Annotated in this window: 19 protein-coding genes; 1 reads left to right on the forward strand and 18 read right to left on the reverse strand. The window is 61.7% G+C overall.

The features are described 5' to 3' along the window. Positions 1-120 precede the first annotated feature (120 nt). Positions 121-513, reverse strand: a complete 393-nt coding sequence (locus ACYP5B_RS46135; protein ID WP_459574046.1) for a hypothetical protein — start codon at positions 511-513, stop codon at positions 121-123. An 11-nt stretch (positions 514-524) separates the two neighbouring features. Between ACYP5B_RS46135 and ACYP5B_RS46140 the strand changes: the two genes are divergently transcribed. Further along, a complete protein-coding gene (locus tag ACYP5B_RS46140) occupies positions 525-815 on the forward strand; it encodes a hypothetical protein (RefSeq protein WP_276286087.1) in 291 nt (96 codons plus the stop codon). A gap of 599 nt (positions 816-1,414) precedes the next feature. Here the strand turns inward: ACYP5B_RS46140 and ACYP5B_RS46145 are convergent. From ACYP5B_RS46145 to ACYP5B_RS46225, 17 genes are all read right to left on the reverse strand, one after another. Further along, positions 1,415-2,881 carry an NAD(P)(+) transhydrogenase (Re/Si-specific) subunit beta gene (locus tag ACYP5B_RS46145; RefSeq protein ID WP_459574047.1) on the reverse strand — a complete coding sequence of 489 codons (1,467 nt, stop codon included), beginning with the start codon at positions 2,879-2,881 and terminating at the stop codon, positions 1,415-1,417. After that, the gene (locus tag ACYP5B_RS46150) at positions 2,878-3,234 is read right to left on the reverse strand and encodes an NAD(P) transhydrogenase subunit alpha part 2 (protein ID WP_115213475.1); all 357 of its coding nucleotides are present in this window, start codon (positions 3,232-3,234) and stop codon (positions 2,878-2,880) included. The genes ACYP5B_RS46145 and ACYP5B_RS46150 overlap by 4 nt, the downstream gene beginning before the upstream one ends. Positions 3,235-3,244: 10 nt before the next feature. Further along, entirely contained in the window at positions 3,245-4,363 is a 1,119-nt protein-coding gene (locus tag ACYP5B_RS46155; RefSeq protein ID WP_202281768.1) for a Re/Si-specific NAD(P)(+) transhydrogenase subunit alpha, read from the reverse strand. A gap of 134 nt (positions 4,364-4,497) precedes the next feature. After that, positions 4,498-5,262, reverse strand: a complete 765-nt coding sequence (locus ACYP5B_RS46160; protein ID WP_459574048.1) for an SDR family oxidoreductase — start codon at positions 5,260-5,262, stop codon at positions 4,498-4,500. A gap of 53 nt (positions 5,263-5,315) precedes the next feature. Further along, positions 5,316-6,347, reverse strand: a complete 1,032-nt coding sequence (locus ACYP5B_RS46165; RefSeq protein WP_276286106.1) for a phosphotransferase family protein — start codon at positions 6,345-6,347, stop codon at positions 5,316-5,318. A 325-nt stretch (positions 6,348-6,672) separates the two neighbouring features. Further along, complete coding sequence (locus ACYP5B_RS46170; RefSeq protein WP_459574049.1) at positions 6,673-7,644, reverse strand: WD40/YVTN/BNR-like repeat-containing protein; 972 nt, start codon at positions 7,642-7,644, stop codon at positions 6,673-6,675. A gap of 15 nt (positions 7,645-7,659) precedes the next feature. Continuing rightward, complete coding sequence (locus tag ACYP5B_RS46175; protein WP_459574050.1) at positions 7,660-10,020, reverse strand: efflux RND transporter permease subunit; 2,361 nt, start codon at positions 10,018-10,020, stop codon at positions 7,660-7,662. A 63-nt stretch (positions 10,021-10,083) separates the two neighbouring features. Then, positions 10,084-11,910, reverse strand: coding sequence for a DUF1302 domain-containing protein (locus ACYP5B_RS46180; RefSeq protein ID WP_115213472.1), 1,827 nt, complete (start codon positions 11,908-11,910; stop codon positions 10,084-10,086). 68 nt (positions 11,911-11,978) lie between these two features. Further along, entirely contained in the window at positions 11,979-13,346 is a 1,368-nt protein-coding gene (locus ACYP5B_RS46185) for a DUF1329 domain-containing protein (protein WP_459574051.1), read from the reverse strand. A 141-nt stretch (positions 13,347-13,487) separates the two neighbouring features. Further along, the gene (locus tag ACYP5B_RS46190) at positions 13,488-13,901 is read right to left on the reverse strand and encodes a RidA family protein (RefSeq protein WP_114134855.1); all 414 of its coding nucleotides are present in this window, start codon (positions 13,899-13,901) and stop codon (positions 13,488-13,490) included. 17 nt (positions 13,902-13,918) lie between these two features. Continuing rightward, the gene (locus ACYP5B_RS46195) at positions 13,919-14,749 is read right to left on the reverse strand and encodes a phytanoyl-CoA dioxygenase family protein (protein WP_459574052.1); all 831 of its coding nucleotides are present in this window, start codon (positions 14,747-14,749) and stop codon (positions 13,919-13,921) included. Between the two features lie 737 nt (positions 14,750-15,486). Then, positions 15,487-16,164, reverse strand: coding sequence for a hypothetical protein (locus ACYP5B_RS46200; protein WP_114134853.1), 678 nt, complete (start codon positions 16,162-16,164; stop codon positions 15,487-15,489). 40 nt (positions 16,165-16,204) lie between these two features. Beyond that, positions 16,205-16,873, reverse strand: coding sequence for a c-type cytochrome (locus tag ACYP5B_RS46205; protein ID WP_114134852.1), 669 nt, complete (start codon positions 16,871-16,873; stop codon positions 16,205-16,207). A gap of 10 nt (positions 16,874-16,883) precedes the next feature. After that, positions 16,884-18,368 carry a flavin monoamine oxidase family protein gene (locus ACYP5B_RS46210; protein WP_459574053.1) on the reverse strand — a complete coding sequence of 495 codons (1,485 nt, stop codon included), beginning with the start codon at positions 18,366-18,368 and terminating at the stop codon, positions 16,884-16,886. A 44-nt stretch (positions 18,369-18,412) separates the two neighbouring features. Next, the gene (locus ACYP5B_RS46215) at positions 18,413-18,796 is read right to left on the reverse strand and encodes a hypothetical protein (protein ID WP_459574054.1); all 384 of its coding nucleotides are present in this window, start codon (positions 18,794-18,796) and stop codon (positions 18,413-18,415) included. Positions 18,797-18,876: 80 nt separating this feature from the next. Next, positions 18,877-20,166 carry an acyl-CoA dehydrogenase family protein gene (locus tag ACYP5B_RS46220; protein WP_114134849.1) on the reverse strand — a complete coding sequence of 430 codons (1,290 nt, stop codon included), beginning with the start codon at positions 20,164-20,166 and terminating at the stop codon, positions 18,877-18,879. A 43-nt stretch (positions 20,167-20,209) separates the two neighbouring features. Continuing rightward, positions 20,210-21,700 carry an NAD(P)/FAD-dependent oxidoreductase gene (locus ACYP5B_RS46225; RefSeq protein ID WP_459574055.1) on the reverse strand — a complete coding sequence of 497 codons (1,491 nt, stop codon included), beginning with the start codon at positions 21,698-21,700 and terminating at the stop codon, positions 20,210-20,212. Positions 21,701-21,711: the final 11 nt, after the last annotated feature.

Below are 21,711 nucleotides of genomic sequence, written 5' to 3' on the forward strand. Positions count from 1 at the left end.
TAAATGCTAATTTACATGGCTACATAATAGTCTCAAAAAATGGCCGACACCCAGCGCCGATGCGGGTTCCGGCTATTCGAGAAGCCAAAGCTCGGGTTAGAAGAAGTGTCGGAAGCGAAGTCAGCGCAGGTCATCCCAAGCGCAGTAGCGATCCCCGTTCCTATCATGAAACAGGAATTCGTGATCGCGCGCTTCAGGAAGGAGTTCCACGGCGAGGCATTGCGCGCTTTCGAAGGAGCAATGGAGCGATAGCCTGCTGCCTTGCTTCAGGCAGATCTCCAGCATTGCCGAATCCTCTAAAAAAATCACTTGTGCGACGCCGGCTTGTTCCACGATGACCTGCAGGCCAGGCCCTGGCAACTCGAGCTTCACCATCCCATCTCGCGCCAGGAACTTTAAGCCAGCCTCGTCGGGCCTGCAGAGTCCATCCATTGCCGCGCTACGCAAGCTCATGGGCTCACTCGCAATCCGACGAGACACATCACCGTTGCTATTGGAATGCACGCTGGTCATAGCGAATCCTTTTGCAGATACTTCTTGCCATCGCCGCCATCGGCCTGGCAATTTTCCCAGTTTTCAACGCTTGCGCGGACGACTCCTTTGCTATCTGCCACACGCTTCATGATTTCTCGCAGATGCCAGCGGTGCGGAACATACTGAAGGTCGCGTGCAGCACGCCTTGCGGCGGATCAACCCTTGCGCGTCGGGATCGTCGACGCCTCGCCTTGAGCAGCGAGGCGCTGGTATCGGCCGCGCTGCACGAACTCTTTCCGGACAAAAAAGTGGCACGAGCGTCGGTCAGCGTTGCGAGTTGATCGGTGCAGGAGGGGCTTGCGCAGGCTCACAACGGGGCGATGAGTCCCTGGATCTTCGTGGCGACGCTCCGCGGAGTCATGGCGATGGGCCGCCACACTCGCTACCAACTGGATGCGATACTCGCAATGTCGCGAATGAGCCGGATTGTCGTATGCCGTCAGCTTACGCAAGAATGGTTCGTGAAGCCGGGCAAACGTCGCGCCCACAGCGCGGATGGCTTCCCTCACTCGACACGTGTGGCTCAAGCGGGATGCTCTGCCAACTTGCCCTGCTTTCCTCGATCTGGCTCATTGCGCACTTCCTTCGCCCGGAGTCCCACTTTTCGGATTCGGATGCCTGTGTCACAAGAGCTACGGCCGGAAGGCACCTTCTCCGGGAAAAAAAGCCCCCACCTTACGGGTGGGGGTGGGCCATTTGCAGCACCTAGTGGAGAACTCTTCTCTACTACTTCACTGCCACTACCTCCGATAGAGCACAACATCGCGTCACGTTATTTGGCTGCGCCCTTCGGCCCCCCACCACAGACGTGGAGAACACAAACCGCCAATTACCGGAAACACTAGCTTTGCCGAGGGTCTGTGTGCTCATCCACCCGACATCAAGCCGTGGCCTTGACCATCTCCTCGACCACCTTCTTCGCGTCGCCAAACACCATCATGGTCTTGTCCATGTAGAACAGTTCGTTGTCCAGCCCGGCGTAGCCCGCGGCCATCGAACGCTTGTTGACAATGATGGTCTTGGCCTTGTAGGCCTCCAGGATCGGCATGCCGGCAATCGGCGATTTCGGGTCGGTCTTGGCCGACGGGTTCACCACGTCGTTGGCGCCGAGCACCAGCACCACGTCGGCCTGGCCGAACTCGCTGTTGATGTCTTCCATCTCGAAGACCTGGTCGTACGGCACCTCGGCCTCGGCCAGCAGCACGTTCATGTGGCCCGGCATGCGGCCCGCCACCGGGTGGATCGCGTACTTCACCGTCACACCCTTCTCGGTCAGCTTCTCGGTCAGTTCCTTCAGTGCGTGCTGGGCGCGCGCCACGGCCAGGCCGTAGCCCGGCACGATGATGACCGTCTCGGCGTTGCCCATCAGGAACGAGGCGTCATCGGCCGAACCCGACTTCACGTTGCGCTGCACTTGCGAACCGCCTGCTGCGCCTGCTGCCGCATCGCTGCCAAAGCCGCCCAGGATCACGTTGAAGAACGAACGGTTCATCGCCTTGCACATGATGTACGAGAGAATCGCACCGCTTGAGCCCACCAGCGAGCCCGCGATGATCAGCATCGGGTTGTTCAGCGAGAAGCCAATGCCCGCCGCCGCCCAGCCCGAATACGAGTTCAGCATCGACACCACCACCGGCATGTCGGCGCCGCCGATCGGGATGATGATGAGCACGCCGAGCACGAAGGCAATGGCGAGCATCACCAGGAACGGCATCCAGTCCTGCGTCATGAAGAACGCAATGCCGAAGCCGACCATCGCGACCGCCAGGGCCAGGTTCAGCATGTGCTGGCCGGGGAACACCACAGGCGCGCCCTGGAACAGGCGGAACTTGTAGCGTCCGGCCAGCTTGCCGAAGGCGATCACCGATCCGGAGAACGTGATGGCGCCGACAAAGCAGCCGATGAACAGCTCGATACGGTTGCCCATCGGGATCTCGTGCGAGCCGGCCGCCGCGATACCGAAGGCGGCAGGTTCCGCCACGGCTGCCACGGCAATGCACACGGCGGCCATGCCGATCAGCGAGTGCATGGCGGCCACCAGCTCGGGCATCTTGGTCATTTCGACCTTCTTCGCCACGTAGGCGCCGATGCCGCCGCCGACCACCAGCCCGGCGAGAATCAGCGCCAGGCCTGAGCCTACGCCCGCGCCGCCGTCGGAGAGAAATTCGCTCTTGAGCTTGGCAATCAGCGCCACCGTGGTGAGCGCCGCCACCGCCATGCCGATCATGCCGAAGGCGTTGCCCTTGCGGGCCGAGGCCGGATGCGACAGGCCCTTCAATGCCTGGATGAAGCAGACCGACGCACCCAGGTAGAACAGCGTCACCATATTCATGGACAGGGCATTCATCGCGGCATCTCCACCAGTCCTGCGCCAGCGTGCGCCGGCACATTGGCCTCGGCCTTCACCTTGGGCGCCTTCTTGCGGAACATCTCCAGCATGCGTTGCGTGACCAGGAAGCCGCCGAACACATTGACGGCGGCCAGCGCCACCGCCAGCGTGCCCATGGTGCGGCCCACGCCGCCTTCGGTCAGGCCAGCCGCCAGCATGGCGCCGACGATGATGATGGCCGAGATCGCATTGGTCACCGCCATCAGCGGCGTATGCAGCGCGGGCGTGACGGTCCAGACCACGTGGTAGCCCACATAGATCGCCAGAACGAAGATGATCAGGTTGATCACCGTGTGGTTCACCATTTCCATGGATGTCTCCTTAGCAGGCCAATGCCTCTTCTTCCCGCCGCGTCATCAGGCAGGCGGTGACGATATCGTCGTCCTTGTTGATTACGAACTGGCCGTCCTTGTCGATCACCAGCTTGAGGAAATCCAGCACGTTGCGTGCGTAGAGCGCCGACGCGTCGGCCGCGACCATGCTGGCGAGGTTGGTGTACCCGACAAAGGTCACGCCATGGCGCTCGACCACTTCGTCAGCCACGGTCAGCGGGCAGTTGCCGCCCTGCGCAGCGGCCAGGTCAACCACCACCGAGCCCGGCTTCATCTGCTGCACGGTTGCTTCCTGCAGCAGCACGGGCGCCTTGCGGCCCGGAATCAGCGCCGTGGTGATGATGATGTCGGCCTGCTTGGCGCGCTCATGCACGAGTTCGGCCTGGCGGCGCATCCAGTCCGGTGGCATCGGGCGGGCATAGCCACCGACGCCTTGCGCGATCTCGCGCTCTTCATCGGTGATGAAAGGCACGTCCAGGAACTTGCCGCCGAGCGATTCGATCTGCTCCTTCACGGCGGGGCGCACATCGGACGCTTCGATCACCGCGCCCAGGCGCTTGGCCGTGGCGATGGCCTGCAGGCCGGCCACGCCGGCACCGAGGATCAGCACGCGCGCCGCCTTGACGGTCCCCGCGGCGGTCATCAGCATCGGCATGAAGCGCTGGTAATGGTGCGCGGCCACCAGCACGGCCTTGTAGCCGGCGATATTGGCCTGCGAGGACAGCACGTCCATGCTCTGCGCGCGCGTGGTGCGCGGCGCGGCTTCGAGCGCGAACGCGGTGATGCCGGCCGCCGCCATGCGCGCCTTGCTCTCGGCATCGAACGGATTGAGCATGCCCACCAGCACCGCACCCTGTTTCATTTGCGCCAGTTCCCCGGCTTCGGGTGCGCGCACCTTCAGCACGAGATCAGCGCCAAACGCCTCGGCGGCGCTGCCGATGGTCGCGCCGACGGCCTCGTAGGCGCTGTCAGGCTGGCTGGCCCGTACGCCAGCACCCGCCTGCACCACCACCTTGTGGCCCTGTGCGACATACTTCTTCACGGTTTCCGGGGTCGCGGCTACGCGCGATTCGTACGCGTGCGTTTCTACTGGCACTCCGATATTCATATGCGCCTTCTTGAGATAATTCGCGAAAGTCGTGATCGCCTTTAGCATCAACTCCGCCGCATAACGCAGCACTGCAATCCGGCGTTGGCCACGGCTGTGCGCAAGCTCCAGCCTGCACACACATCTTGTTCGGCTTAAATCGTCAGGCCACCGTCGACGACAATGCACTCGCCGTTCGTATAGCTCGACGCGTCCGACACAAGATAGAGCACCGTCCCGGCCATTTCCCGCGGCTCCGCGTGACGCCGCAGCGGGATATCGGCAAGCCATCGTTCGTAGATCGCCTGATCCTCGAACAGGGCACCCGCGAATTTCGTCTTCGTGAGGCCTGGAAGCAGCGCGTTCACCCTGATGCCGAGCGGTCCGCATTCCTTTGCGAAAGCCTTCGTCATATTGACGACGGCTGCCTTCGTGATCGAATAGATGCCCTGTTTGTCGCCGGGCTGCAATGCGTGCACCGACGCGGTATTGACGATCGCACCGCCGCCTTGCGCCTTCATCATCTTGCCGGCTTCGACGGACATGAAGAAGTAGCCGCGCACGTTCACTTCGACCGTCTTCTCGTATGCGCTGATGTCGGTGTCGAGGATATGGCCAAAATACGGATTCGCCGCCGCGTTGTTGACAAGGATGTCGAGGCGACCGTGCTTGTCGCGGATATGTGCAAACGTCGCGGCGATGTCCTCCACTCGGCCAACGTGGCACGCCAGCGCTTCAGCCTTGCCACCTGCCTCGACGATCTCGTCGGCAACCGCCTGACAGTCATCGAGTCTGCGGCTGGACACGATCACGAGCGCACCCTGTTCGGCGAGCAGCTTCGCAATTTCCTCGCCGATACCGCGGCTCGCGCCGGTCACGAGCGCGATCTTTCCGGTCAGGTGGAACAGGTTCGTTGCCATGCTTTGGTTCTCCAGTTGATTCGGTTTTTGATGGTGTGCTTCGGCGGCGTATGTCAAGCGTGCGCATTGATCACGCGCACGGCCTCCTCGGCCAGAGCCCGCGTCATGTCTCCGACTCGCAGGGCCGCCGTGCTTGACGCATTGCCCTTCAGTGCGCGAGCCTTCACGCCCTGAGCGATCGCGGCGAGCCTGAAGAAGCTGAACGCCAGGTAGAAATGCCAGTCGCGGATGGGTTCGATGCCGCGCAGCTCGCAATAGCGCGCGACAATTTCGGCTTCCTGCGGCACGCCGAGCGCGGCGCGATCCTGGCCGGCGAGACCCGGGACGAGGCCATCCGATGGCAGTCGCAGGCACATGCAGAAGTAAGCAAGATCGGCGAGCGGATTGCCAAGTGTGGAAAGCTCCCAGTCGAGGACGGCCTTCACGCGGTAGCTATCGCGCTCGAACATCACATTATCAATCCGGAAGTCGCCATGCACGAGCGTTGACGGACCTGCATCTTCGGGGCAGGCCCTCGGCAGCCAGCCGATCAACGTTTCCATCGCGTCGAGCCGTTCGGTCTCTGCCGCACGGTACTGCTTGGTCCAGACGCCGATCTGTCGCTCGAAGTAACTGCCAGGCCGGCCGTAGTCAGCAAGTCCGGCAGCCTCCACATCGATGTCATGCAGCGCCGCCATGGTCTGCAGCACCGCGTCGTAGCAGTCTGCGCGATCTGGCCGAGGCAGCTCTGGCAGGGCGGGATTCCAGAAGATGCGCCCATCCTCGAAGCTCATCACATAGAACATGCTGCCGATCACGTCGCGGTCCACGCACAGGTGATACGGACGCGCAACCGGCACCGCGGTCCCTGAAAGCGCGGTCAGGATCCTGAATTCGCGATCCACCGCGTGGGCGGACTTCAGCAGCTCGCCCAGCGGCTGGCGCCTGAGCACGTAGCGGCCGCTGCGCGACTGCAGCAGAAAGGTCGGATTTGACTGGCCTCCGGCAAATTTCTCCGCATCCAGAGGACCTTCGAAACCGGGTACATGGTTTTCCAGATAACCCGCCAAACTGGCGACATCGAGTTGTTGAGACGTTCTGGTCATCGTTGAATTTGATTTGCCCTGTGTGTTGCCGCTGCGAGCCGCGGTCCTCATGACGACGCCAAGCCGAGGGACCAAGCGTCAGATATCAGTAACGATGGGCACCCGTACCCGCGTGATGTAGTTCGCAGCCGCAACCTATGTTTGCTCCAGGCCGCGCATGCAAGGACGCTTCATGCGGCCTGTCTCGAACTGAAGCGCCAACCCGCCGGCCATCGGGTTGACCAGCGCGGCAACGTGCATCTGCTACTGACGGTCGAGTCGGAAAGTAATGCTGGAGGTTGCTGACGGTGATCCGGCGCGTAGCGCTTTTTTCGTGGAAATCGGCTTACAGGCCTGCCAGCACACCCTCATTTGAAAACAGAATCGGCCGGCCAGTTGCATCGATCAGCGCGGCGGTCAGCGCAGCCCGATCCGGGCGCTGCGCGACCTCCAGCGCCGCACCGTCTTCACGCTGCTTCACCACCAGCCCATCGAGTCCAACGGCAATGAGCCCCTTGCCCGCTGCGGCAAGACTGGTGACCGAACTCTTGGTTTCTGCCTTCAACGGTCGCCAGGTCGCCCCGCCATCGCTGCTCTGGAACAGGCTGCCGAGCAGGCCGCCCACAACGATCCGCCCATCGGGCATCGCCACGCCTGACCACAACGAGCCCTTCCCCCCCGTGGCGAGATAGTCCCAGTTCACACCACCGTCGGTCGACTTGAGCACGGCCCCCTGCTCAGCGGAGACATAGAGCGCGCCTTGCCGATCGGCAAATACGTGGTAGAGATTGCGGTCCGCCTTGCCACCGCCGGGCGGCTTGGGCAGCGGGGTGCGAGCCCACGTCTTGCCGCCATCATGGGTCTGAAGCATCAATGACCACAGGCCCACAGCAATGCCGTCGTGGTCGTTCGTAAAGAGCACCGAGAACAGCGGCTGATCGACCGCCGTGTCCATGCGCTGCTTGCTCCAGGTTTCACCGCCGTCGTTGGTCGCAAGGATCACGCCCCACTGCCCCACGATCCAGCCGTGCCGGTCATCGGTAAACGTGACGGCGGACAGCGTGGCGGAAACCGGCACCGTACGAGCCTGCCGATAGGTCTTGCCGTCGTCGTCGGAGAGCAGAACGATGCCGTGCTCCCCCACGGCGACGATGCGTTTGCCGGCGCGCGTGGCGTCCAGCAGCATCATGTGGGTCGGCGCGCTCCACGTGTGCGCGGGCTTCGCAGCCCACGTGGCGACCGTGCCTTCCGATGGTGCTTGTGCAAATGCTGCCGTGGCGATGCACAGCGCAATGCTGGTCACAAAAGTCTTGATCATGGCTGTGTCTCCGGGTCAGTGGCTGAGCAGGCCCGGCACGCGTGCCGGCTTGCGGCGCGGGAACCAACGCTCCAGCACCGAGGCCAGCGCGGGCAATGCCGTCATCGCCATCACCAGGTTGACGATAAACATGAAGGCCAGCAGCTTGCCCATATCGGCCTGGAACTTGAGGGCCGAGAAGCTCCACGTCGCCACGCCCACCGCAAGCGTGATGGCGGTAAAGATGGTCGCCACGCACTCGAACTCCAGCGCACGCTCCATGGCCCGCTCGATCGGGTCGCCCTCGGCCAAGTGCCGCTGCAGCCGGTTGTAGATGTACAGCGCATAGTCCACACCGATACCCACGGCCAGCACCATCACCGGCAAGGTCGCTACCGTCAGGCCGATCTTGAGCTCCTTCATGAACCAGTAGCCGATGAAGGTGGCGACGGTGAGCGGCACGCAGCAGGCCAGCATCGAGCGCCAGTCGCGGTAAGCGAGGAACACGAGAATCACGATCGCGGCGTACACGTACAGCATCATCGGCAGCTCGCTGCGCTCCACCTCGTCATTGGTGGCGGCCAGCACGCCGGCATTGCCCGCGGCCAGGCGGATGTTGACCCCCGGGAACCGGTGCGACACGCGGTAGTGCTTCACAGCGTCGATCACCCGGTTGATGGTCGTCGCCTTGTGATCGGCCAGGTACAGGTGGACGGCGGTCATGCTGCAGTCGGCCTTCATGAAGCCCTTCAGGCGTGCCACGTCAACCGACACCGCACCGTAGTTGTCCGGATCGATCGGCACGACGTTCATCTTTGGATAGTCTTCGTTGTAGCCCGCGTTGTAGGTACGCAGCATCCCCGAGTACGACTGAGCAGACACCACACCGGGCTCGGTGCGCATGGCGGCGGTGAATTCGTCCTCGTACAAGCCGACGGCCGGGTTGTCGCACGCCTTGCCGCTCGATTCGATCGCCACCGACAGCCAGTCCAGACCCATGTCATAGTTGCCGGCGATGGACGTCGCATCCCGGTTGAAACGCGCTTCCTCGCGCAGCTCGGGCGCACCGGGCTGTAGCGTGCCGATCACGCGGTCGCGGCTCTGCCAGACCGAGACCCCAAACACCACCAGCGTGATCAACAGCGTGGCGCCCGCGAACTTCGGTTTGGCCACCAGCGACAGCGGACGCAGCAGCTCCGAGCGACGCGCACTACGCTTGAGTGCGCTTTCAGCGTAGGCCTGGGTGAAGTTGAAGCACGATGCGGCGATCGGCAGCAAGATCAGGTTGGTGACGATCTTGTAGGCCACGCCCAGCGAAGCCGTGATGGCCAGTTCGCGCACCATCGGAATCGGGATCAACAGCAGCGTGACAAACGACACGAAGGCGGTGACGAGTGCCAGCACACCGGGGATCAGCAGGCCAGTGAAACTGTGGCGCGCTGCATCGAACGGGCTATTGCCGCGCGCGATTTCACGCACGATGAAGTTGACCTGCTGTACACCGTGCGAGACCCCAATGGCAAACACCAGGAAGGGCACCAGCACCGCGAGCGGATCCAGACCAAAGCCCAGCAGGCGCAACGTGCCGAATTGCCAGACCAGCGACGACAGGGAACAGACAATCAGCAGCACCGTGAAGCGCACCGAATGGCAGTACCAGTAAACCGCGAGCGCAGTCAGCAGCAGCGCGATCGCGCAGAAACTGAGCACGGCCACTGCGCCATCGGCAATGTCACCGATCTGCTTGGCAAAACCGATGATCTGCACTTCGTAGCCGGCATCCTCGAACGGCTTGCGGATCTTCTCTTCGAGCGTATGGTTGAACGCCACATAGTCGAGCACCTTGCCGGTGCTGTCGCGCTCGTTCAGCTCGGCCGTGACCATCGCGCTGTCTTCGTTATGCGAGACGAGCGTACCGACATAGCCGCCCAGCGTGGTCGCGTGGCGAATGTTCTCAACCACCGCCGGCGTCAGTTGGTCGGGCGTGATCGTGCCCGAGATGATCGGCTCCGCACGGAAACCTTCTTCGGTGATTTCGTTGACGAATGCGTTCGGTGTCCAGAGCGAGCGCACACCACCCCGGTCCACGTTCGGCAGATACGTGACTGCCTGGGTCACCTTGTACAAGCGCGTCAATCCCTCCGGCGTCCAGATCGAACCTTTCCGGGCGCGCACGACTACGGTGATACGGTTGGCTCCAAGCAGATCGGAACGGTATTTCTGGAAAGTCTGCACGTATTCATGGCCAATCGGCATCTGCTTCTCGAAGCCAGCGTCCATGCGCAATTGGACGGCGAATACCGCCATCACGACCGTGAACAGGCCGATCACAGCAAGCACGATTGCACGATGGCCGAAAAAGATCCTTTCCAGACCACTGACAAGACGATTCAACACGACACTACTCCTTCAAGTATCCCGACGGCGCACCGTGTGCGCCACCTCGGGCGGGCGACCGCGTCAGAAATTCCGGGTCACGAACAAGCCGACAAAGTTTCGATCCGAGTAAGGATTGCCCACCGTGTTGTGTCCGCCCCAGAACATGGTGTAGTTGACGCCCGCCTGCCATTTGGTCGGGTTCTGATTGAACAGGATGTAGAGGTTTGCCGACTTCAGACCCTGCAGGTAGTTAGCCGAGAATGTCGGCGTGTAGCCATAGAGTCCGGCCGAGAACGTCACCCCGGGCGTGACCTGCCAGCCGGGGATCAGCGTACCGTCATAGGTCCAGTTGAAATCGATCGTCGTGCCCACCGAACTCGACGTACCCTGACCCATCCCGATCGGATAGCCCGTTCCAGAGTTGTTGTTCAGCCAGGTCAGATATCCCGCCTGGGGCAACTGCGTGACCTGCTGCCCATTGACGGTCCGCGTGACGCCGCTCTGGCTCAGGCCCGGGTAGTAGATCCACGTCAGCTCTGCCGTCAAGGTTCCCGAATCCGCGCCGATCCATTTGAGGAACGGGTACTCGCTGCGCGTAAGCGCCAGCAGGCCATTGATACCGAACTGGAATTTCTTCTTGTCGGCCCACTGCTGGCAGTCGACCCCTCCCGGGTTCACGTTCAGATCGGGCGGCCCCCCGGCGCCGTAGCAGCTTGACAGCGCCACAGCGTCTCGCGGGCGATACGACAGCTCGGTGCCGATAGCCCAAGGGCCAAGCGGGAAGTTAGCACTGACGCCAAAGAGCTGACGGTTCTCGAGGTTCGACCACTGCAGCGTATTGTTCGCGAAGGAAGTCAGCACCGGCGACTTGTCGGTATAGTTTTCGTAGTAGAACGCGAAGTTCGCGTCGATGCTACGCGGCGCGTAGTTGAACTTTACGCCGAACTGCGGCTTGTACTTCGACGGCAGTATGCTGGAGACGGGAAGACCGAACGAATTGGCAAACTCGCCGTTGACGAGTCCATTGTTGATTGCGGCGATCGTGGCCGGATCATGGGCGTTCTGTCCCGTCATGCCCGCGATGGTACCGGCGCTGGGGCCGTTCGCATTGAAGTTGTTCGGATTGACCGTGAACGGTTCGGCACCGCGGCCAACGACGTTTGACACGGACCAGTACGAGCCGACCGGCGGGATGCGATTGCCTTTCCAGATGAACTGATAGTAGGCCTCGGTGCTTACACCGTGGGACAGTTCGCTGGCAAAGCTCAACATCGGCGCCGGCAGCACTGCCTGTTTGAGCTGCGAGCCTGGAACCAAGAGCTTTTGCATATCGAGCGAGTTGGTGGCATTGATGCCGCCAGTGGCGAACATGCTCTCGCCCCAGTTGATCACCTGGTTGCCGAGGCGGACGTGCGCGTTTCGATCCCCAATGGTGAAGTCCTTCTGGGCCCACAGATCCAGCAAATACGCGTCGTAGACGACCTGTGCCCGTGCGTCGCTTGCCAGCTCCGTGCGCTCCGTGTTCTTGGCCATGAAGTCGTACATGCCCGTGCCGCGCGCCATAAACTTCAGCCCTTCGCCGGGCATCGTCAACAGCAGCTCGCTGGTCGCGCTCAGGTAGGTGCTGTATGGCTTCCCCTTCTTGTAGTTCAGGTCACCGTTGTCGCCGGCGCCCCACTGATCGACGTTCGCAGCGGTGCCGCAGCCGTTCGCGTTCGGGTCTCCGGTGAGCGAGCAGCTCGGGTTCTTGGTCCGGCTCGCCGCGCCAGCCGTGATATTGGTCACGAGCGATCCCTTGATGGCATCGTCAGGTCCTGCCGTGAAATCGAAGGCGTGCGCGCTCGGCGCCACTGTGCCCAGAACGACGAGGGAAATCGTCGCCTGCCGGCAATTCTTTATGGTTCTCATCTCTCCCCCAACCTGTTTGACGCCGACGCGCGCCTCCTACGCGCATCGGCCGACCTATGCGGCGATCCTCAACGCTCGCTGACCGCCCTCAATGTTTCCGCGGTGAAGTAGTCAGCCTTTAAGCGCGGATCATTGGCCTGCTGATGCCAGCGGATGTCTTTGCCTTGACCGAAGGTTGATGAATCGAGCAGATAACGTCCGTTGGTCAGGTCGTACTGTGCCCAGACTTGGTTGTCACACGTACCGCCCAGATCCCAGACCGGAATCGAGTAGCTTTCTCGCACCTTCCACAACTGGCCCTGCGCGTCGTAGTCTTCGCCCGCGACAGCCAGCCAGCTGTCCTCATCCAGATAGAGAACCTTCTTGGATGCAGCGTGGCGGGCAGTGGACTTTAGCGTCGCCTCGACCACCCAGACCCGGTGCATCTCATAGCGGCGGCTTTCGGCAGCGATTCCATCGGGCTTGGCAACGTCGTGCAGCTTGTCCTTGAACTTGTACATGCCGAACACGTTGTACGGCACAATCATTTCCTTCTTGCCGACGAGCTTCCAGTTGAATCGGTCGAGCGCACCGTTGAACATGTTGAATTCATCGACCAGGTACTGGTTCTCGAAGCCGATCAACGGCGCGTCGTGCGTGTAGGCCGGCATGCGACGCACGCGGCGCTGCCCGGGGAAGTAGTAGAACGTCTCCGACGGCTTGTTGAAGTACTGCCGCTGCACAAAGGCCTGGCCCGCCAGCGCCGCGGGCGAGTTCATCTTGAAGAAGAGCGCGTTACTGAGCTGGTCGACGTCCTGCGGGGTGGTCTTGCCAACCTTGCCCGTTGGGAAGTAGTACACCTGCGGGCCGACCACATCGATCGATTCGCCGCCACCCGGGCGAGACGAGACGGTCGTTTGATCCGTTGGCCATTCAATGCCTTCGCCCCGGTATCGGGTTTCGTAGTTCAGGATCGCTTCGACGCCGTTCTTCGGCTGCGGGAAGGCAACGCCTGGAAAGATCGCGGTCTGCAACTGCTCGCCAGTCGAGTCGAGCTTGGCCGCCGTGAGGTTCGCCTTGGAGTTCTGCGCGACGAAGTCCGGCACCTGACATTCACGATGCGATGGATACACGTCCATCCGGTAGCCCTTCTTCTGTTTGACTAGCGCGATCTGGCCCGGTGTCAGTTGTGCAGCGTACTTGTCGACATTCGATGCATCGATCGAATAGAGGGGCTTCTCGTTCTTGTGCTTCCAAAAATCAGCGCGAACTTTGCCCCATTCCCAGCCTGCATCGGGTGACTGCTTGCCTGTATAGGCCGGTACGGCGCCGTCCTTGCCGGGGGCACGGTCACCGCCTTCCGGCGTGAGGTCTTCCGCCAAGGCGGTAGTACCAATCACAAGACAGGCGGCGGCCGCGATCATGGATGCGGCTCCAACTCCGTACTTTTTCATCATGGTTCTCCTTCCGATTCCGCCTTCGATCGCTCACCGAAGATTGATCGCATAAGGCGGAGGTAAAAGCATGTTGCTTTCGATAAGTACTACGTACATTGGCAGACTGCGGCGAAGTCCTCTGCCGTGCTACTGGTCAAGTGGTCACTCGTTGCCGGACCCCGCTACTGCCACCGCCCGGATCTCCACGCGCAGCTCTGGAAGCGCCAGCTGCGTGACGCCCACGGCCGTCCACGACGGATAGCGGTTCGGGAAGTACGCGTCCTTGACCGCCGTGAACTCCGTGAGCTCACCGCGAAGATCCAGATGAAAGGTCGTCAGTTCAACGACGTCGGCCAAGCTGGCGCCCGCCTCTTCCAGAACGAGTTTCAAACACTCGAACGCTATCTGCGCTTGCGCCTGCATCCCCTCGCCAGGCTTGCCCTCAGCATCGATTCCGACCTGGCCGGACACCCATATCATGTCGCCCACGCGCGTTGCCGGCGAGAAGTGGTAGGCGTCGTAGAACGACCGGAATGGGGCGGGGACGATCGATTGCCGCTTGTTGTTCGTTGCCATGGATTGCACCTTTTTGCTTAGATGAGTTGACGGAAACACGGAGCCCGGAACGGATCACCCGCCTTCAGATGCGAGAGCTCGTCGACGAACAGAACGCCCGATGTGCTGTAGCCAGAGCGGCTGTTCTCAGGCAGCGGGCTGAAGGTCGCGTCGTCGCCAAAGAAGCGCAGCACAAGCGTGTGACGATCGGGAAAATCGGCGTCTGTCGCCCCGCCGCCATGCAACGAGGCCGGATGCAGCAGCAGCACATCGCCCGGATACGTGGCCCACGAGATGATGTCGTAGGCATCCGGGTTGGCGCTGCGCTCAGCCTCGATGTCGGGCATGCGCGGCCACACATCGCCGTGCAGCGGGTCGGTCGGGTCGTTGGGATCCAGGAACGTGGTGCCGTCATGACGCGTACCGCGGTGCGATCCGCGAACGACCTCCAGAGCGTTGCGTTTCGGCACGGCTTCAAAGCTAATCCAGGCATTGGCCCAATGCTTGCCCGCCCACGGCAAGTACGAAGTGTCCTGATGCCAGGAGGAGCGCGCAGCTTTGCCGCCAGCCTTGAGGAAGAGCTCCTCGGCGAAGTACCACACGTGTTTGGAACCCCATAGTTCCGCGAGCAGCTTGCCAAACGGCAGCTTGGCGACGAGATCATCCAGTCGATGCTTCGCATTGGGATTGGCATTGTCGACGTGCGCTCTACATTCGGTTCCGTCAAACATAGTCGTCACCATGGGGCCGGGGTTCGCGATTCCCCAGTCAAAGACTTCCCTGCACTGTGCGAGCGCGTCTTCGTCGAGACAGCCCTCAATGACAACAGCGCCATCTTCTGCGAAAGCTCTGCGCTTGAATTCGTCCATCGGTGATCTCCTAATCCGTTTAAATGGCAACCTGATTGCAAATGCTTACGGTCGCGTCTTTCGCAAGCGGAGCAGGCAGACTGCCTGCCGTCTCCCAAACCACGCGGCATACAAACCAGCACCGAGCGGCCACAACCATCCCATCGCTTCACCCTTCCGCACACATGCCTTTCCATCCATATGTACAGTCGACCTATATATTACGTTTTGCTGACCTAATCGTAGCGTTGGATCGACCTAATATCAAGGCGCTGATGGGTAGGGGAAATACCAACTCAGCCATGGTGCAGACGATGTCGAATCGAGTGAATCCCGCGTCGTCAAACGCGGGAACCCCCAGTAAATGGAATGCTGGGCGCAAGGGGATCCGTCATGGGCGATCAACGGCCCTTGGCGGGGATACTGAATTGGGACAACGACACGAGTCGCGTCCCGATTCGCCGTGTCTGAGTAGGTGGCGGTGCACAGAAGATCACCGTTGCGCGCATGTTTCAGACCGGCGTGATGTCCAGGGACACCACCCGAGATCTGCACCGAGATCGCTGCCGGCTCCGCGCGCTTACCCGCCGCGGGGTGAAGGCATGGCAACGCCATGCCTTTCATGCCGCCTGCCGCAGGTATGACTTCGATGGTAGAGACCAGGCGCGGCAAGCGCGCACCAGCGTGACGTCGACTGCTGCGTCGCCAGGCCGCACAACTGGAACTGGCCCCGAGCCAGTGCAAAACATGCTCTGATGTCAGTGGCTGTAACGAGCAACCCTGTTCAAAGCGAGGTCCTCGCCCCGTGCGCGCTCCAGGGCGCAATAGGCGTAATAGACGGCCGGCGAAAAATACGCCCAGGAACACAGTGCCAGCGTGAAGAAATTGAAGAAGACGTTCGTCTCTTCGCCGGGGATCTTATAAAAATCGTAGATGCATGCGATCGCCTGGGAAGTCACCAACGCCAGCAACAACGCCACCGCTTGGAGCACCGCCCCAATGCCAAGCAGCCGCTTGATGACATAAGCGAGATAGATCGACAGCAGCGTCCACATCACCACGTAGTAGTAAGGCAACACCCCCTGGATGAAGTGAGCCCCAATCAGAACGAATGTGGCCGCGCTCGAAAGCACGAACGCCATCACGTCCTGGCGAATCGATGGCTTATACCCATGCGTGATGGCCATCATGCCGGCCACCGCGATGACCGGCATGCCGAAACCGCGGGAAAACGAATCGAAGAAATGGGCGATTGCATAGGAAATCTCGTTCCCAGTCGCAAAGAAAAAGATGGCGTTCGTCGCAGAGGTTCCGACGACCCACATCTCGATGCCGAGAAGATAGTTGCGCTTCTTGACGAACTTCCATCCGAAGACAAACGAACTCAACGCCAGCACGGCGCTGGACAGCACAAGAATGAGAGACCTGAGATCCATGATTCAACTCCAATATCGATGATCGATTGCGCCGGATGCGTCAATGTTGTTTCGGTTCAAGACTGGCAAGGTAGTTGGCAATCGCCTTGCGGTCTTCCGGAGAGGCGCTTTCAGCAATGCGCTTCATCATGCCGGTGGGTTCGCTGCGCGTGCCGGAAGCAAACGCGTCGAACTGCGCCAGGATGTAGTCATAGCCTTGGCCTGCAAGACGCGGAAACTGGTCATGCCCCATCAGCTGAGCACCGTGGCATGCAGCGCAGTTCCCCGCTTCCACCAACTGCAGCCCTTTCACGCGTAGTTGCGGATCCGGTTTGAAGTAGTGGTTGGCCGCAGGCGGCACCTTGGAAAAGTAGTCCGCCATATCCTTGATCTGTGCGTTGTCCATCGTCATCGCCAACGGCCCCATGTTCGGATTGAGGCGCGCACCGCTCGCAAAGTTGTGGAGCTGCGCCTCCAGATAAGCGGCGGGCTGCCCTGCCAGGCTCGGATAGCCTTGATGAAGCGAATTGCCTTTGACGCCGTGGCACGCGAAACACGTGTCGTTGACGTGTGGCCAGCGGCCTCCATCCGCCTCGTACGCCTTTGCTGACGCGTCGATAAAGTGGTCCAGCCGGTAGAGATCGAGCACGTCCGGGCCAAAGAAGACGAGCGCCACAGCAGCCGCGATGGCCGCGAAGGCCGCAACGCCAATCACAATGCGTTTTTTCATGTCTGCTCCCTTATGCTCGACGTAGTGCATTGAGCACTTGGAGAGAGGCCTGATGGCCGGAACGCACCGCACCATCCATGTAGCCGGCCCAGATTTCTGCAGTCTCGGTGCCTGACCAGATCAGGTTGCCGCACGGCGGGCGCAGCGCTTCGCCGTGAGCGCTCCAGAAGCCGGGGGGAATGGCGGAGACGCACGTGATCGTCCACGGATCACCTCGGCTCCAGTCCTGATCGTGATAGGCCACCGGCGACAGGGCTTCATGCCCCCATGCCCGGGCGTAGAGTTCGGTCAGGATCGATTTCGCCGCGTCCTGCTCCGACGGCAGTTGTGCATTGACGACGAAGGCGTTGATAACCCCGATCTCTCCCCCTGGAGGCGAGTTGTCGAAGGCCCAGATCACAGGCCCGCTGGCCTGGATGATGTGTCCATTCAAGCCCTTGTCACGCCAGAAGGGGCGGCGATAGACCATGGCCGTCTTGCGTGCCGGCGAATGCGCAGGCCATGCACGCTGCAAGGCAGCGCGCTTCTCCGGCAGCCGCGGGTTGAACTGCACCTGTTGGCACAGCGCGGGGTGGATGGCCATGATGACCTTGCGGGCGCGCACTTCGCCATGGTCCGTCTGCAGCGTCACAACATCCCGGTCCCAACCGGAAATCGCGCGTACCGGCGTCGACAGGCGCACCTTGTCGCCCAGTTGCTTGGCCATCTTGATGCTGAGGATTTGCGAGCCGCCGATGAAGCGGGTCTCCTGCGCACTGTGCTTGATGCTGTCGAGCTGCGAATAATCGCGGTCCGCCGAATTGATCATCGACAGGAAATGCAACAACCCCATCTTGGCCGGCATCGCGCCGCCGGAAAGGGTGATGCTTGCATTCCAACCAAACCGGTCTTCAGGCTTGATGTTCTGCTTGGCCAGCCAATCCCCGACCGAGACCTTGTCCAGCTCGCCGACTTTCGGCGACTTCCAAGGCGCGCCCGACGGCACGTCGCGCGAGAGCTGGCTGAGTTTTCCGCTGACCGCCTCATCCGTGCCGAACGTCCCTTTCAGATCGATTTCCATCCGGCCGTCACCACCCAGGATGACGGTCTTGCCATCGTAGTAGGTCGGAAACGTGCCGACCTCCAGCTGACGGGCAAGATCCGCCACCGCCGTCTGGCCGGGCCCGATCCACTGGCCGCCAACCTCGGAGACATAGCCCCCTTCGATGTTGTAGTTGAGCGTGCGCCCCCCTACGCGATCTCTCGCCTCCAGAACGACGAACGAGTTGCAACCAGCCAATTGCAGGTCGCGCGCGCCCGTCAAGCCGGCCAGCCCGGCGCCGATGATGGCGACATCGAGAACGCCGTCATCCGTGGACGCGGTGTTGGCGGCACCGGCATTGGCCTGACGCACGCCCAGCGCCAAACCGCCTGCCGCCGCCGCAACGCCGGCGGCTTTGAGCCATTGCCTGCGCGGCAGGTTGGTTGATTTTTCTGGGGGAGATTTCTCTGACATGGTGTTTCCGTGACTGCGATGAACGTGTTGTTTCTTGGTGGGCTTCATTGCGCGTCGATCGCGAACCGGCGGACGTTCGGGCCGCCGCGGATGCTGCGGTGCCTGACCGCCCAGACCAGCCCGCGCAACGCTTGCTGATTGGCCGTTTGAACGGCGGCGGTGCATTGCTCGAGAACGTCCTGTTCCGGAAACAGCATCAGCTCCGCCGCACTCCCCAGCACCAGCGCAATCTCAAACGGCGAACGCGTGGTCAGGGCCTGTCGCAGCAGGCAAGACAAGCGCCGCTCGATAGCCGCGCCGTCTGCCTGCAGATCGTTGGCTGCATCCCTGCGAATGCTCCGCACCGAGGCCCGAATGAAATGGAGCATGTCGGTGGCGGAGGGCTGCCGCCCCCAAGAGGCTGCCTTGGTGCCGGAATATGTCGTCATGACAACTTCCTCATGCAGATACGTGTTCGTCGCGGCCGGGTAGCATCTTGGTTACGGCTGCCTGCGCCTGCCCGCGACGCTTAGTCTTTCGTCCACCCGTTCTGATACAGGTGGCTTGCCAGCAAGCCCACGCGCGACGTGAGGACGTAGTTTTCACCGTCCTCGATCAGCGCCGAGCGGCAGTCGCGGTAGATCTTCTCGATCGGGTACTCGCGCGTGGTGCCGTTACCGCCGAAAAGCTGGAAGGCCTCGTGCGCGATCTTCATGGCTTCTTCCGTCACGCTGACCTTGGCCTGTGCAGACGCGTACGGGTGCGTCTGCGGCGACAAGCGCGAGTACGACAGCGCGCGGCGCGAAATCGCGCGCGCCATCTCGAGCCGGCGCAGCATCTCGCCCAGACGCAGTTGCGTCATCTGGTGTTCAATGAGCAGCGCGCCGCCCTGCTTGCGTTCGTGGCAATAGGCCAGCGCGAGCTCGAATGCAGAACGGGCCGTGCCGGTGAACACCTGACACATGTTCGTCCCGGCGTGCGACCACGCCGAAGCGATGTTGCCGAGGTAGTCGTCCTTCAGTGCAATTGCGAAGCGCTTCGGCACCTTCACGTTGTCAAAGAAGATCTCGCCCTGCGGCAGCCCGCGCTGTCCGATCTTGTCGAGCGGCTTGCCACGCGAAATGCCAGGCAGATCCAGCGGAATGATCATCCCGATGCCGTTGGTGAACACCCCGCGCTCGTCGGTGCCGTAGAAGCCGTCACCGTAATCCGCCGCCATGTAGGCAAGCGATACCTGCGCGACCGAGCCGTTGGACACCCACGACGAGTACTGGCCGTTGATGACAATCTCATCAGTACCAACCTTCGCAGTGACGTTGCCCAGCGACTGCTTGCCGTGCGCGCTGACTTCTTCGCGGTAGAGGATCGCGCCATCGGAACCGCGATCAGGTTGCGTGTTCGACCAGCAGCCGACCTTGCCCATGCACATGTCGATCAGTTCCTGATTGCCGACCGACTGCGCCACCATCAGCGGCATCATCGACGCAGTCAGCGAAACGGCCAGTCCCGCGTCGCCCCAGCCGAGTTCTTCAGCGATGAGCGATTCGAGACGGACGGCCACCTCGGGAGGGAACTGATCGATCAGCTCCGGATCGAGCCCGAGCTTGGCTGCCTCCAGCATGACCGTCCAGTACGGAGAACCGGGAGCGATCACTTCCTCCGGCGTCATGCGGTCCAACTCCCGGCCGATCGGGCGCATCACGTCGCGCGCGAACCGATGGACCGTGCCCTGGATCGCACTTTCCTCTTCGGTCAACGGCGTTTCGAAGCCGGTCAGCCCAACCGCCGGCAATTCCACGGATGTCTTCAGGCGAATCATGTTGTGCTCCTCCTTTTCATATTTGCAGTTAAAGCGCTCGCCTTCAGGCTGAAGCGTCGCGCACCTTACGGTTCACCCAGTCGTCCATGGCGGCAGCCCCACCCAACGCCCCTTTCAACACACACCACCGGAACGGTTCGGGCAATGTGGAAGGCGTTTCGTGACGCACCGCCGCCAGCAGCGTGGGTTCGGTACCGCGAATCCGCTGGGCGATCATGTGACCGACCATGGACTGAGCTGCCACGCCATGCCCGGAACACCCCGCTGAGTAAAAGATGTTCTGGTTCGATCCCGTCGTGCCGACCACCGGCAGCGCATCGTTGGCGAAGCTGATATAGCCGCTCCAACACGCCCGCACGGCGAGGTCTTTCAAGGTCGGGAAGCGGTCGCGCATGGCGGTCCTCAGCTCGCGGTACTGGTCGTAGTCGGGCACATTCGGCGTCTTCGAGCCGTACGGATAGCGCAGTCGCTTGGTAGTCACCAGAAGCGTGTTCTGGGCCGTCACGCGATGGCTTTCCATGACCCAATGTGCAGTCATGACACCTTCGCGTCGCGCCCAGCCCAACGATTTCAACTGCGCCGGGGAAAGCGGTTCAGTCTCGATGGCCGACACCCGCAAAGGCACCACCTTGTCGGCAAGCAGGCCAAGTTGGGGGGTATAGGCATTCGTTGCGAGCATCAGTACCGGAGCGCTCGCGCTACCACGCGGAGTCTTCACCTGGATCACGGGACCTTCGATGTAAGACAGCAGTGGCGTGTTCTCGTAGATCTTGACGCCCGCACGCAGCGCTGCGCGCCGCAACCCCATCACGTACTTCCCGGGGTGAAGCGTGCCGCCGCGCGGCGTGTATTCACCAAAAAGAAACGCCGGGGGAATGCCCCGTGCCCGCATTTGGGCTTCGTCCAGGAACACCGACTGGACTCCAAACTCCGCACTGGCCCGTACGCCCTCACGCACCTTCTCTTCCTGTGACGGATGAATGCCCGCGCGAATCAGCCCGGAGGGGTTGTAGTCGCAGTCGATCCCATGTTCCTTGAGCTTGCCTTCAACGAAAGGAACGGCATCTTCGTAGTAGCGAACGATTTCCTTCGCGCGCGCCTTACCGACGTCCTTGAGGAACAGGTCGTACTCGAGCGCGATGCCGCCGCCCAGGTAGCCGGCGTTGCGCCCGCTCGCGCCGAAGCCGGCAAACTCACGCTCAAGGACGATCACTTTCGCACCCTGCCTGGCGAGCTCCAGTGCAGCGGAAAGCCCCGCAAAGCCGGCGCCAATAATTACCACGTCCGAGCTGACATCGCCCTCTAGCGCAGGCTGCAGGTCATCGGGCTTTTCCACCCATCCACCCAGCGCGCGATACTTTTCCAGGTCAGCCGTCTCCTTGGCGTTCTCCCCCGGCTCCGCCCCTGGGCTTTGCATCGCCGCAATGGCGGGCACCACGACCGCTGTGGCCGCGGCACCTTTCACGAACATGCGCCGGGTCATGCCAGTGTGCCCGGTCTCCCCTTCTTGCGTGACATCGAGACGCGTGGTCATTTCAAAGTCCC

The sequence above is a fragment of the Cupriavidus sp. 8B genome (assembly GCF_054589115.1).

Bases quoted from the DNA above. Each gene is read 5' to 3' on its own strand.
- ACYP5B_RS46195 (WP_459574052.1), bottom strand. From the start codon at position 14,749: ATGGACGAATTCAAGCGCAGAGCTTTCGCAGAAGATGGCGCTGTTGTC.
- ACYP5B_RS46190 (WP_114134855.1), bottom strand. From the start codon at position 13,901: ATGGCAACGAACAACAAGCGGCAATCGATCGTCCCCGCCCCATTCCGG.
- ACYP5B_RS46215 (WP_459574054.1), bottom strand. From the start codon at position 18,796: ATGACGACATATTCCGGCACCAAGGCAGCCTCTTGGGGGCGGCAGCCC.
- ACYP5B_RS46150 (WP_115213475.1), bottom strand. From the start codon at position 3,234: ATGGAAATGGTGAACCACACGGTGATCAACCTGATCATCTTCGTTCTG.
- ACYP5B_RS46160 (WP_459574048.1), bottom strand. From the start codon at position 5,262: ATGGCAACGAACCTGTTCCACCTGACCGGAAAGATCGCGCTCGTGACC.
- ACYP5B_RS46135 (WP_459574046.1), bottom strand. From the start codon at position 513: ATGACCAGCGTGCATTCCAATAGCAACGGTGATGTGTCTCGTCGGATT.
- ACYP5B_RS46220 (WP_114134849.1), bottom strand. From the start codon at position 20,166: ATGATTCGCCTGAAGACATCCGTGGAATTGCCGGCGGTTGGGCTGACC.
- ACYP5B_RS46180 (WP_115213472.1), bottom strand. From the start codon at position 11,910: ATGAGAACCATAAAGAATTGCCGGCAGGCGACGATTTCCCTCGTCGTT.
- ACYP5B_RS46145 (WP_459574047.1), bottom strand. From the start codon at position 2,881: ATGAATGCCCTGTCCATGAATATGGTGACGCTGTTCTACCTGGGTGCG.
- ACYP5B_RS46225 (WP_459574055.1), bottom strand. From the start codon at position 21,700: ATGACCACGCGTCTCGATGTCACGCAAGAAGGGGAGACCGGGCACACT.
- ACYP5B_RS46200 (WP_114134853.1), bottom strand. From the start codon at position 16,164: ATGGATCTCAGGTCTCTCATTCTTGTGCTGTCCAGCGCCGTGCTGGCG.
- ACYP5B_RS46165 (WP_276286106.1), bottom strand. From the start codon at position 6,347: ATGACCAGAACGTCTCAACAACTCGATGTCGCCAGTTTGGCGGGTTAT.
- ACYP5B_RS46155 (WP_202281768.1), bottom strand. From the start codon at position 4,363: ATGAATATCGGAGTGCCAGTAGAAACGCACGCGTACGAATCGCGCGTA.
- ACYP5B_RS46205 (WP_114134852.1), bottom strand. From the start codon at position 16,873: ATGAAAAAACGCATTGTGATTGGCGTTGCGGCCTTCGCGGCCATCGCG.
- ACYP5B_RS46170 (WP_459574049.1), bottom strand. From the start codon at position 7,644: ATGATCAAGACTTTTGTGACCAGCATTGCGCTGTGCATCGCCACGGCA.
- ACYP5B_RS46210 (WP_459574053.1), bottom strand. From the start codon at position 18,368: ATGTCAGAGAAATCTCCCCCAGAAAAATCAACCAACCTGCCGCGCAGG.
- ACYP5B_RS46185 (WP_459574051.1), bottom strand. From the start codon at position 13,346: ATGATGAAAAAGTACGGAGTTGGAGCCGCATCCATGATCGCGGCCGCC.